Annotated in this window: 6 protein-coding genes and 1 pseudogene; 5 read left to right on the top strand and 2 right to left on the bottom strand. The window is 68.0% G+C overall.

Going from position 1 to position 12,449, the window contains the following annotated elements:
- A pseudogene (locus tag L0U85_RS12240) lies at positions 1 to 233 on the bottom strand (hypothetical protein); the annotation flags it as partial.
- A 443-nt stretch (positions 234 to 676) separates the two neighbouring features.
- On the opposite strand from L0U85_RS12240, the gene L0U85_RS12235 reads away from it, so the two are divergent.
- Complete coding sequence (locus L0U85_RS12235; RefSeq protein ID WP_241378043.1) at positions 677 to 2,536, top strand: DUF262 domain-containing protein; 1,860 nt, start codon at positions 677 to 679, stop codon at positions 2,534 to 2,536.
- A gap of 130 nt (positions 2,537 to 2,666) precedes the next feature.
- On the opposite strand, the gene L0U85_RS12230 is transcribed toward L0U85_RS12235, so the two are convergent.
- Positions 2,667 to 3,035 carry a hypothetical protein gene (locus L0U85_RS12230; protein ID WP_241378042.1) on the bottom strand — a complete coding sequence of 123 codons (369 nt, stop codon included), beginning with the start codon at positions 3,033 to 3,035 and terminating at the stop codon, positions 2,667 to 2,669.
- A gap of 153 nt (positions 3,036 to 3,188) precedes the next feature.
- On the opposite strand from L0U85_RS12230, the gene L0U85_RS12225 reads away from it, so the two are divergent.
- The 4 genes from L0U85_RS12225 (at position 3,189) to drmD (ending at position 12,181) form a co-directional block, all read left to right on the top strand.
- Positions 3,189 to 4,724, top strand: a complete 1,536-nt coding sequence (locus L0U85_RS12225) for a hypothetical protein (protein ID WP_241378041.1) — start codon at positions 3,189 to 3,191, stop codon at positions 4,722 to 4,724.
- 9 nt (positions 4,725 to 4,733) lie between these two features.
- The gene (locus L0U85_RS12220; protein WP_241378040.1) at positions 4,734 to 7,700 is read left to right on the top strand and encodes an AAA domain-containing protein; all 2,967 of its coding nucleotides are present in this window, start codon (positions 4,734 to 4,736) and stop codon (positions 7,698 to 7,700) included.
- Positions 7,701 to 7,704: 4 nt separating this feature from the next.
- Entirely contained in the window at positions 7,705 to 8,919 is a 1,215-nt protein-coding gene (locus L0U85_RS12215) for a hypothetical protein (RefSeq protein ID WP_241378039.1), read from the top strand.
- Between the two features lie 127 nt (positions 8,920 to 9,046).
- Positions 9,047 to 12,181, top strand: coding sequence for a DISARM system SNF2-like helicase DrmD (gene drmD, locus L0U85_RS12210; protein ID WP_241378038.1), 3,135 nt, complete (start codon positions 9,047 to 9,049; stop codon positions 12,179 to 12,181).
- Positions 12,182 to 12,449: the final 268 nt, after the last annotated feature.

The raw sequence follows: 12,449 nt of genomic DNA, 5'->3' as shown, positions 1-12,449 counted from the left end.
TCCTTACTCGAATGCCCAACTTTGCAGTTCCGCCTTAATAGTGTCTCGAACCAAACTGCACTTGACACTGACCGCCGCCGGTGCTCGACGTCGAGGACACGTTCTTCTCCCGCCAAGATCTCAGTCTTCTCATACCCCCTGGAATGCCCGGGCCGAGACCGGGTCCGTTCTGAGAGGAGCCGACGGGCCAGCTCCATGAGCGGGCCGGGGATCGCGTCGTCGCTTTCCGTCATGGCGACGAATTGTAGAGAGCGTGAGCAGTTCGCTACAAGATCATCCCGCGTGTCGCACCCGTGTCGGACTGTGCCAGATTTCCGACTGTCTACCAGAGTCCCTGCGCCGGTGAAGCTCTCCGATTCAGCGAGTTCGCGGCTTTCTTCCGCCTGCAAGGAATCCGCCGTCTGACTTCACCTGTGCACCGATTTGGTTGACGCGGCTCGGCAATTTCTGCGTCAGAAAGCTCCGGGGAGAGGATCGCCGTCGTATGAGGATCGACGATGAGCGGTTCGTCCGGGTTGTCTCTGCGGCTCGCTGAGTCCAATCCCACCGGTGGGTACCATGAGCGTCTCTCGGAAGCGAATCCTCAACGCTTGCGGCGAACTCACCTCCGATGGCGACACGCAAACCGGCTCCACCCCCACCTTGCCCAAACCGTCCGGAATCGAAGGGACGCCAATTGAAAGCAGACGCGCTCAGCCCCCGCCAACTGTTCGACGGAAAGATGCACTACGAGGTCCCGCCGTTCCAGCGACCCTATGTCTGGAACGAGGAGGACCAGTGGGCTCCACTATGGGCCGACATCCTCCGCGTGGCAGAGAGCCATGTCGCCGCAGACGGCGAAGAGCCCGCCGTCCCGCACCACTTCCTCGGCGCCGTCGTCTACGAATCCAGGCCGCCGAGGGTCGGCGACGTCACCCGGCACAAGATCATCGACGGGCAGCAGCGCACCACCACCCTACAACTGATCATCGGCGCGGTCCGCGCAGTGCTCGCCGAACGAGGCCACGAACTGCTCGCCGAAGACCTCGAAGAGTTGATCGTCAACCGTTCGTCGGCGTTCCGCGGCAGGCCGGAGCGGTTCAAACTCTGGCCGTCCAAACACGACCGGGACGCCTTCGCGCAGGCGCTCGACCCCGATCCGGACTGGGCGGGCGAACACCGCATCACGACCGCCCACGAGTTCTTCACCAATGAAGCCCGGACCTGGCTGACCGGGGAAGCGGACGACGACGGCGACATGCCGCCGGGCACGGAGGAGCAGCGGGCCCAGGCGCTGTCCGCGACACTGCGCGACCGCCTCTACATCGTGGCGATCAACCTCGCCGGCCACGACGACTCGCAGCTGATCTTCGAGACGCTCAACGACCGGGGCACGCCGCTGCTCAAAGCCGACCTCATCAAGAACTGGGTGTTCCAGCAGGGAGAGCGCGCCAGCGCCGACGTCGAACGCTGGTCGGAGACACACTGGGTCGACTTCGACGACGACTGGTGGCGAACCGAGATCACCCAGGGCCGCCAGCAGCGCTCCCGCATCGACATCTTCGTCCAGTACTGGCTCACCATGCGCCGCAACGACGAGGTCAAGACCGAGCAGGTCTTCAGAATCTTCACCGAATACGCCAAACCCCACATGTCCCAGCCCGAACACGCCGAACGCCTCCTCAGCGAGTTCCGCAAGGACGCCGACACCTACCGGGCGCTGGCGAACCTCCCCGAGCACTCAGTCCAAGGCGCCTTCTACCACCGCGTCATCGAGACCATGGGGCTGGCCGCGACCAGCCCGCTCCTACTCTGGCTCCTCTCGGACAACCACCGAGTCCCCGAGCCCCAGATCGAGACCGCGCTCCGCTCCCTGGAGAGCTGGATCATCCGACGCACACTGCTGCGGATGACCATGAAAGACGTCAACAAGACGATGGTCTCGATCCTGAAGATGCTCGACCAGGTGCCGGTCGATGAAGCGGGCGACGCGGTCCGCGAATTCCTGGCCGCACAGAGCGCCGACGCTCGGATCTGGCCGACTGACACCGTGCTGAAGTCGCAGCTGCCGTCGCTCAAGCTGTACGGCAACGTCGCCCAGTACCGGCTTCGCATAGTGCTCTCCGCCATCGAACGGAAGCTGCGAACACGTTTCCATGAAGACGTCTCCCTGCCGGACAGCTTGGAGATCGAGCACGTCATGCCGCAGACGTGGCAGATCTACTGGAACCCCGAGCCGCGGTTGACGCCTGAGGAGTCCGCCGAACGCGACTACCGAGTACACACGCTCGGCAACCTCACGCTCGTGGCCAAGAGCCTCAACGGCTCACTGTCCAACCGGCCCTGGACCGACGACGAAGCCGCGGGGATGAAGCTGGGCGGCGAGTCCGGTCTCGGCAAGCGAAGCCTGCTCGACAAGTACAGCCTCCTCGCGCTCTCCAAGGACCTGATCGTCGACCACCCCCACGCGTGGACCGACGCCGACATCGAGAAACGGTCGCAGCGGCTCACGGACCTCGTCTGCGAGATCTGGCCGGGCCCGCCGGCGGGGGCCTAGCGGCCGGGGCGATTGAGGCCCTCGTCAGCTGAGCATCCTGGCCGACTTCGCGGCAGAACGCTAGAGAAACCAGCGGCAAAGTGCAACAACCAGTGGTGGCAAAATGCCAGCAAATTGGAAACGGGCGGCGTTACCTGCGCTGATAGTGAGCGTAGATCGCACTGAGCTGGTCGGTCACGAACGAACGCTTCGTCTGTTCATCATCGGTGGGGGGCAGGAGCCGCAGGTTCCCGGCCAGTTCGAAGAACCCTGCGCCACGCATCTGAGTGTCGCCCCTGTGGACGAGCGCGGAGATCATGAACGGCAGGCCCGTCGTGGCGTCGTGGTGGGCGTTGACGTCGTCGCAGAGCCGTCCGATCTGGCCGGGGAAGTTGCCGCCGTGCTTGAACGGGCTCCCGAGTTCGCGGTTCAGGGCCCCGTAGGTGAGCGTCTCGCCGCGGGCCGCGTATTCGCGGAGAACGGCCAGGCCGCGCTCTGTGAGTTCAAGGGGTGTGGACATGAACGGCATTGTCGCAGAGCGTGTTCGATTCCACCAGGTTCATTCCCCTTCCGTTTCAGACGGAACGGCCGACCGGCCCCTGTGGCATGACGCGAACCGTCGTTGAAGGTAGGATTCGCGTTACTCTGCGTATCCCTCCGGAAGGATCACCCCATGGATGCGGATTCGGCCGAGTCGGCCCGCGAGGGGGTCGACCGGGCGGTCAAGCAGTCCCCGTCGCTGCTGCGACGGGGGAGTGCCACCGCCGTGCTGACGTTGCTCGCATCGGCCGCGCTCGCCCCCGCCGTTGTCGCCATAGCCGGCGGAGGGGCGGTCGTGACCGCGGTCGGCGGCATAGCGGGCGGGATCGGCGCCGGTCAACTGACGGCTCTCACGCAGCGATGCGCCGAGCGCATTCGCGGTAAGCCGAAGGAGGAGCTGCGCTCTGCCGCCGAGGCGGCCTTGGTCTCGGACTTGACCGAACTGCTCGAGCGTGGAGATGCGAACGCGCTCCAGGTGCAAGCCGGACTGGTCCGGTTGCTCGATCGGTTCGACGCCTTCGATACCGCGCTCGAAAGCGCGGCCGACGATCTGCGCGAGCGATTGGACCTGGTCTTCCGGCACCTCGCCGACACGACGAGTGAGACATTGGATCGCCTCGAGAACCTGGGAGTCGGGCAGGCCGGCCTCATCGACATGGTCGAGTCGATGCGCTCTGAACAGGCGGAGGGCTTCCGGCGTCTGCGCGGCGCTGGACCGATCGGCCAATCGGTAGACCACCTCGAACCGGGCTCGGAAGACCTAGGATTCGTCCTGGCCGAGCCGGTACCCGCGCCACCTCGCCATGACACGTGGGCGCCCGGAACCGAGGTCGCTCTCGGCCGCGGCCGCTTCCTGCTCTATGACCTCCTCGTCGACGAACGGCGTTCACCGGACGGCACCGCCGTCCTTCGTCGCGCTGTTGCTATGCGCCGCGATGCGAGCGGTGGCCGCGGTGGCCGATTCGTCTGGCTACGCCAGGTCCGTTGTCCGCATCCGGGCCCCGTCGCGGACGCCACCCGGGAGGCGCTGCGCCGCGAACACCGGTTGCTGGACGCAATCGGCTCGGTTCGAGGGCTGCCCGCCGTCGATCAGCTCGATTCCACCGGCGACACGGTCACTTCGGTGCTGATCTGGCCCGCGGCCGGGCGTGAACGCGTCCCCTGTGAGACGCTCGGCGTCCTTGCGACCGATGACGGGCGGCCGCTCGATCCTTGGGCGGCGGCCGGGTCGTACCTGGGCCTCTCCGGACTGTGCCGGACCCTGTCAGCCCTGCACCGGTCCCGCACGAGCCACCGTGACCTGGCGCTCGATGGCATCGTGATGGCTGATGCGCAGACGTTGGTGCTCCGCGATCTCGGCAACGCCGGACGCCCACCACGGCACGGGGAGACCTCCTGCATCTACACCGCGCCCGAACAGCGGCGGCGCGGGCCGACCCCGCCCGGGCCCGCGACTGACGTGTACCAGATCGCCGCGATCGCCTACCACCTCACTGCCGGGCACCCGCCGCCCCGGATGCCCGCGCCGCCGCTTCGAACCCGGAACCCGGACTGCCCGGCCGTACTCGAAGCCGCTCTTACGTCGGCGCTGTCGCACGAGCCCGATGAACGTCCGCCCATCCAGACGCTCGCCGATGCCCTCCAATCCGCCACCGACGCTCTCAAATGAGGAGACGATGTGAACTCTGTCCTCCTGAACGGGCCGATCATCATGGTCCCGAACAAGAACCTTGAGGCCAGACTCCGCGCGGCGCACCGCGAGAATCCCAACGTTCCACGCGACCCCGGACAGATCCAAGACCGGCTGAGCGAGCTCGCCCGGACGGCCGGAATCCCGGTCACCGTCCCTCTCCAGAAAGAAGGCGACAGCCCGAACTGGTACGCCTACACCCCGGAATTCAAGATCCGGCTCTACCTCACTTCCCGGCGCGACGCCTACCGGATCGGCTTCGTCGGCCCGCTCGACGACCGGGATCACCGGCAGCTGGCGGAGTCGTGCCTCATCGTGAAAACCCGCGCATGGAGGGTGGTTCGCACCTTCGCCGATATTCCACCCGGCGCGCAGTCGTTCACCGAGGAGGTCATGTCCGCTTGGCGACGCCTGCAGGACAGCCAGGCCGCCGAGCGCGGCAGGAGGCCGCTGACCGACAGGCAGACCGACTTCCTCGACGACTTGGACTCCATGATCGATGCGGCCGAAAGGATCCGTCGCCGTCAAGTCGAGTCCTCCGGCGCGAGCGACTACACGGCCAAGCGCTCCACCGGCGAAGAGCGCCACGGCAAACGCTCGGTCTACCTGTTCGAATTGGCGGACGACCACCAGCTCGGCGAAGGGATGTTCGTCGACATCGTCGGCGACGGCGAAGTGCGCGGCCGAGTCACCCGGCTCGCCGGAAAGACCGCCACGGTCAAGTTCGACCGGCCGATCGACTGGGACGCGCTCCCGGCCGTGGGCGCACTCCGCGAAGCCGCCAATGACACCGTCTTCCGCAGCGAACGCGAAGCGGTCGCGCTGCTGCGCGACCGCGAGTCGCGGAACCCGCACCTGCTCGACGCCGTCGTCGAGAACAAGGTGCGCAAGATCCCCGAGACCCACGCCGAACCGCGGAGACCGCTCAATCCCGAACAGCGCCGGGCGTTCGAGAGAGCCATGACCGTGGAGGACCTACTGCTCGTCCACGGTCCGCCCGGCACCGGCAAGACCCGCACGATCAGTGAGATGGCCCGCGCCGCGGTCGTCGACTTCCAGCAGAAGGTGCTGATCTCCTCGCATTCGAACCGCGCGGTCGACAATGTGCTCGGCGGCCTGCCGCGCGACCTGGAGGTCCTCCGAGTCGGCTACCGCGACTCGGTCACCCCCGAAGGACTCCCGTACCTGCTCGAAGAACGCGTGAGCGAACTGCGCGAACGGATCCAGGCCGCCACCGCGCGATCCATGGGACAGTACGGCGACCTGGCCACCGCCGAAAGCTGGCACCGGGAGCTTGGCACCCGGATCGGTCGATACGCCAGGGCAGCGGACGAGCTCGCCGGCGCCGAACTGGATCTCGAACGGGCGACGTCGGCCGCTGCCGAGCCTTTCGAGTCCCGCCTCGCCGACCTTGCCCGAAGCCTCGAACGGATATCGGCGGGCCTTGAACGCCGGAGGAGCGTCGAGCGGCGCCGTCGCGCCTTGTCGGCCGGTGCGCGGGCGCGCACCGCGATCCCTCTGCTGGGACTGGTCTTCGCATTCGTACACGCGGTGCTGGCCCGTTTCGCGGACCAGGCTGGGAGCCGCCGGAGGCGCATCGAAGCCGAGTTGGCAGTCCTGGCCGAGGAACACCGCGCGACGACCGCCGAACGCGATCGAGAGGTCGAGTCCGATCCCGCCGTGAAACGGTCGCGGGAGCAGAGCCGAGCGTCGAGAAGCGGGGCCGAGTCGGCGTTCACTGCCGCCTCCGAGGCCGCCGACAACCTCGGCACGGCACTCCGCGGCCTGCTGACCGTCCACGCGCCGAGCCTGAGGGACGCCGCAGACGACCCCAGCGGTGCGCTCGCCGCCCTCGAACGCGAGCACGCCCGAATCGCGCGGGAGCTTCCGCTGCTCATGAAGCGCGGGAACCTGCTCGGCCGCTGGCACACTGCCGTCGCCTCGGCCACGGATCAGCTTCGCAATGAGTTCGTCAGGTACGCCGACGTCATCGCCGCCACGTGCATCGGATCGGCGTCCCGCCCCGAACTGTCGGGCATCGATTTCGACCTCGCGGTCATCGACGAAGCCGGCCAGATCGGTATCAACGACGTCTTGGTCCCGCTCACCCGGGCCCGACGCGGCGTGCTGGTCGGCGACGCGCAGCAATTGCCCCCGTTCCTCGACAGCGAAGTGCGGCAATGGGGCGCCGCCGTCGACGACTCGCAGGTCCGCGAGATGCTCGCGAAGAGCGCCCTGGAGATCCTGAGCGCACGACTGCCCCAGAGCCACCAGGTGGCGCTCGCCGAGCAGCGGCGCATGCCGGCCACCATCGCCGATTTCGTGTCGGACCAGTTCTACGGCTCAACACTGCGAACCGTCCATAAGGGCCGCCACCGTGACTCGCTCATGCACACGCCGATGACCCTCATCGACACGTCCGGACTTCCTCCACGGCGGCGCATGGAGCGCGGCGGGTCGACCGCCGAGCGGTGGTCCCTGCCCGGGTACGTGAACCGTGCCGAGGCCGAACTGCTCGCACAGCTCGCCGCGCACTACCACCACCTTCCCGGGGAAGGGGACTGGTGCCTCATCGTGCCCTACCGCGCCCAGCTCCAACTGGTCAGAAGCCTCCTGCGCCGACGCATCGCCGACCCCGGGACCATCGAGCTGAACGCCGGAACCGTCGACTCGTTTCAAGGCGGCGAACGCGACGTCGTGCTCTACGGATTCACCAGGAGCAACCGCGCGGGAAAGGTCGGGTTCCTCTCGGAGCTGCGACGCCTCAATGTCGCGTTCACGCGCGCCCGATTCCGACTGGTGATGGTCGGCGACCGCTCCACGCTGACCGCGAGCAGCGACGAGTCCTTCCGCAGCCTGATGGCAGACCTGGAGGCGCACCTGACCGCCCGCGGCGAGGTCCGGTCCTTCGAGGAGATCCAGGCCTTGCTCGACCGTGTCGAAAAGGAAGGGTGAGCGCGTGTCCCGACCTGACCAGCTATTCCCCTATCCGCGCGAGCGGGTCGTCGACAACGCCAGACACGAGATGGGACTGATGCCGACCCGCATCGTCGCCTGCTTGCTTCCATTGTGGCGCATCGAGGTCGAAGCGACCGTCACCGAGGGCCGCCCGTACGAGCTCCTCGACCGCTTCCTCGAAGCGGCGATCGCCGACGCCGGCTTCGACACCGTCAGAGAACTCGCGCTCTTCCTCTCACTCGATGAGACCCTCGTGGACCGGGTGCTGCGCTTCCTCGCCCGGACCGGGCATCTGGTCGAATCCGGCGGACACTACAGTCTGACCGCGCTCGGAAGGCGCTCGGTCGAGAACGGCAAACGCTTCGAGGTGATCAAGGCCGACCGACGGGTGCTCTACTTCGAGGCCCTCGGCTCCCAGCCTCTGACGCGCATTTACTACGACTCCAAGACCGTTACGATCCTCGGTGAATTCGACGCGGTGCGCCTGCTCGGCCAGAAGAGCGGGGTGCGCTTCCGGCGAATCGGCGTCCCCATAGGCAGAGCGGCGAACGCGCTGCAGGATCTGATGAACCGCCGCGACCGTGACCGCTTCAACCTGCCCGAGGGCATCGAGGACCTCCGCCCGCTCGGCTCGGACCGTCCCGCGTACCTGCCGGTGTACCTGGTCCGCGCCGAACCCTCCGCCGGGCCGGCTCGCTACCTGGCCTACACCCAGGCGAGCGCCGGCCATGACCCGGAGTTGAGCGAGGTCTTCGAACAGCACCCGTACGTCCGCGCCCACATGGAGCAACTGGAAACCGAGGGCCTCGGGGGCGGCGACGAGCAGAACATCGCCGCGTGGGCCGAGTTCAAGGATCTGGGGCAGCGGCCGGACGTGCGGCAGGTCGATCGGACCTGGCGGGTACTCCTCCCCGAGCGGGAGTTCACCCGTGAAGGCGGCCTGACGATTTCGCAGATCGGGCAGTACAAAGTCTCCAGGAACACCGTGTTCCAACTCTGGTGCGCCTCGGCTCACGCCCGGACCAGGGCCCTGCTCGACCGCGCCGCCGGCTATCTGGGCGCGGCCCGCAACCCCGAACCGGACCTGGTAGAGGCCCGCCTCCACCAGTTCGCCCGCCAGCTCGAATTCGAGCCGATGAGCCTGGACTCCCTCGCCGCACTCGCGGCCAACGCCGGGAACCATCACCTGGCCGGTCAGCTCGAAGAACTCACCTGACAACCGCAGGGGACGCCGCAGGCGGTTCCACAGTGCCCTCCCAGGGGCATTACACCGCTGGTAACCTCGGATGTCACCGCCAAGACGCGATCGATCGTCGGCACCTGCCGACTAATGGGAGGCCCTCATGCCCGCAAGCTCGACCGCCGACCGCTCCGAGGTCCCGTCGGTCGGCGACCGAGTGGAGGTGCGCGACTCCCGCTGGATCGTCGCCGACGTCGACGCCTCCGGCAACGACACGCTCGTCGAGCTCAACAGCATCGCCGACGACGCCTTCGGCGAGACGCTCCGAGTGGTGTGGGAGCTCGAACCGGGCCGTCGGCTCCTGCCCGCCTCCGGACTGCCGGAGGTCACCCGCGACGGCTTCGACCGTCCCGGCCAACTGGCCGCGTTCCTCGACGCGATGCGCTGGTCGGCGCTCACCAGCGCCGACACCCGATCCCTCCAGGCTCCGTTCCGCTCCGGCGCCGACATCAAGCACTACCAGCTCGAACCGGTGTGGCGTTCGCTGCGGGCCCCTCGCGTGAACCAGCTGCTCGCCGACGACGTCGGCCTGGGCAAGACCGTAGAGGCCGGGCTGGTCGCCAGCGAGCTGATCCTGCGCCACCGCGCCAAGCGGGTCATGATCGTCTGCCCTGCCGGCCTGACCACCAAGTGGGAAGACGAGATGTTCCGCCTGTTCGGCCTGCGGTTCACCATCGTCAACGCCCAGACCTACACGGATCTGCGCCGCGAGCGCGGCAACGGCGCCAACCCCTTCGACATCTACCGCCACACCATCGTGAGTCTGCCGTGGCTGCGCGGACCCAAAGCCGAGCGGTTGCTCTTCGGCGAGCTGCTGCGCGGCGCAGCCGAGGACACCAAGCCGTTCTTCGACCTGCTCATCCTCGACGAGGCGCACCACATCGCCCCGGCCGCCCCCAAGCAGCGCTACGCGGTCGACTCGCAGCAGACCAAGACGATGCGCGAGTTGTCCAAGCACTTCACTCACCGGCTGTTCCTGTCGGCCACCCCGCACAACGGCTACCCCGAGTCGTTCACGGCGCTGCTGGAGATCCTCGACCCGGCCCGCTTCGCTCGCGGTGTGGAGCCGTCCCCGGCCGCCCAGCAGGAGGTGGTGATCAGGCGCCTCAAGTCCTCGATCGTCGGCTCCGACGGCGAACCCGAGTTCCCCTCTCGCCAGGTGCGAGACCTGCAACTGGAATACGGCGACGACGAACTGGAAGTCCACCGCCTCTTCAGCGAGTTCACCCAGGCCCGCCGCTCCCGAAGAGCCAAGGGCCGCCGAGGACGCGCCGCCGCCGACCTGATCACGCTGCTGCTCAAGAAGCGACTGCTGTCCAGCCCGCAGGCGTTCGCCAACACCTACGCCACCTATGCGGGCTCGCTCCCGCAGGAAGCGGCGGCGGTCAGTGACGCGGTCCCCGGCTACTACGACGAGTTCTGGGACGAGTCGGCCGTACTCGACGACGAAGAGCTGTACGAACTCGAAGAGGACGGCCTCCGCCGCTCGGCGGGCCAGCAGGAGCGCCTCGACCCCGCCGAACAGGCCCTGCTCGGCCAGATCAACGACTGGGCCCTCAAACACCTCGCCGTCCCCGACACCAAGGCCGCCAGGCTCCTCGAGTTCCTCCGAGCGACCTGCAAAGCCGACGGCCGATGGGGGAACGACCGGGTCGTCGTCTTCACCGAATACCGCGACACCCTGCACTGGCTGCACGACCTGCTCGACTCCCAGGGATTCGGCGGCGACCGGGTGGCACTCCTGCACGGCGGCATGGACATCGACGAACGCGAAGAGATCCGCCTGGCCTTCCAGGCCGACCCCTCCGGACACCCGCTGCGCATCCTCCTGGCCACCGACGCCGCCGGTGAGGGCATCGACCTCCAGAACCACTGCAACCGCCTGGTCAACTACGACATCCCGTTCAACCCCAACAAGCTCGAACAGCGCGCCGGGCGCATCGACCGGTACGGCCAGCGCCGCAGCCCCGAGATCTACAACTTCGTGCCCTCCCAGACCGCGGGCGACTCGGCGTTCAAAGGCGAGATCGACTTCCTCGCCCGCGTCGCCGCGAAGGTCAGCCGGATGCAGACCGACCTCGGCTCGGTCAACCCGGTCCTCGCCGAAGCCCTCCAGAAACGCCTCGCCGGCGACAGCTCCGTACCCGATGTCGACGCGCTGGCCGAACGCGGCACCGCCAAGGGCCGCAAGTCCGGCGAGGTCGCGGCTACGACCGACGTGTCCGAACAGGTCGAACGCCTCGGCAAGCACTACGACGACAGCGTCGCCGAACTCCATCTCCACCCCGAGCGGATCCGCCGGGTCGTCGACACCGCCCTCGACCTGGCCCACCAGATGCCGCTGAAGCCGCGTCCGACCGCTCAGGGCGACCCGCCGTCGGAGTTCGAGGTGCCGGTCATGACCGGCGAATGGGTGCGCGCCACCGACGGCCTGCTGACCCCGTTCGTGCCCGAAGGCGAGGAGAAGTATCAGCGCCCGGTGAGCTTCGATCCGCTCGTCGCCTCCGGGCGCGACGATGTGGTGCTCGCCCACCTGTCGCACCCGCTGGTCGACATGTCGGCGCGGCTGCTGCGGGCCGCCGCCGACACCGACCGGGTCGACCTCAAGCGGGTGACCGCCGTGGTCGGCCCTGACGAGCTGGAGGACGTGTTCGTCGCCGCCTACGCCAAGTACACGCTCACCGGTGGCGAGTCGACGCAGCTGCACCAGGAGATCATGGCCGTCGGCGGCTGGCTCGACTCCCGGACCGGCCGCTTCCGTCGCCTGGAGAACCTCGGGCGCACCGCGAAGATCCTCGACGACGCGCTCGACGGCGGCGTCGAGGCCGGGCCGGGCGCGAAGCTCCGGCTCGCCGAGCGCTGGCCCGAGGCCGACCGCGGCCTGCGCGCCGCCCTCGACTGGCGCACCGCCACCCGCGAGGACTTCCTGCACCGGCTCCTGGACAACCGGGTCGCCGAGGACCAAGAGCGCGTGCGCGACCAGTACGAGCAGTTCCGCGCCTCCCTCGAACAGGCCATCCAGGGCCGCCAGACCGACGAGCATGAACTGGCCGGCCTGGCCGAACTGGAGCTGCAGCAGGCCCGCCGCGACGAGGGGCACTGGGCCGAGCGCCTGGAGCAGATCGACGCCGAACGCGACCGCGCGCTCGAAGCGGTCACCGCCCGCTACGCCGACCCGGTCGGCCACCGCAGCCCGCTCGCGATCGTCTGCGTCGTACCGGAAAGGGAGAACCGTTGAGCCGCCCGAAGAACGCCAGGTTCAAGCGCCGCAGGACCGGCTCGGACCGCACCCGCAGCCACCAGGACTGGATCGAACTCATCGAGACCGACGGCCCGTGGCTGTCGCTGCCGGTGCTCACGGACACCTGGCCTGACCTCGACGCCGTCCCGAAGGACCGACGTGACGAGCTGCGGGCGGCCCACGGCGACTGGGCCGAGGACACCGGCGACCCGAAACGCTGCCGGATCTGGATCGAGGCCCTCCTCGGCGACTTCCTCGGCTGGGG

This window comes from Glycomyces sp. L485, from assembly GCF_022548875.1.
GTDB lineage: Bacteria > Actinomycetota > Actinomycetes > Mycobacteriales > Micromonosporaceae > Glycomyces.
The sequence above is the reverse complement of the archived record's forward strand: the minus strand, read 5'-3'. Positions and strand labels throughout refer to the sequence as shown.

Coding starts and splice junctions, on each gene's coding strand:
- L0U85_RS12230 (WP_241378042.1), bottom strand. CDS start 3,035: ATGTCCACACCCCTTGAACTCACAGAGCGCGGCCTGGCCGTTCTCCGC.
- L0U85_RS12225 (WP_241378041.1), top strand. CDS start 3,189: ATGGATGCGGATTCGGCCGAGTCGGCCCGCGAGGGGGTCGACCGGGCG.
- drmD (WP_241378038.1), top strand. CDS start 9,047: ATGCCCGCAAGCTCGACCGCCGACCGCTCCGAGGTCCCGTCGGTCGGC.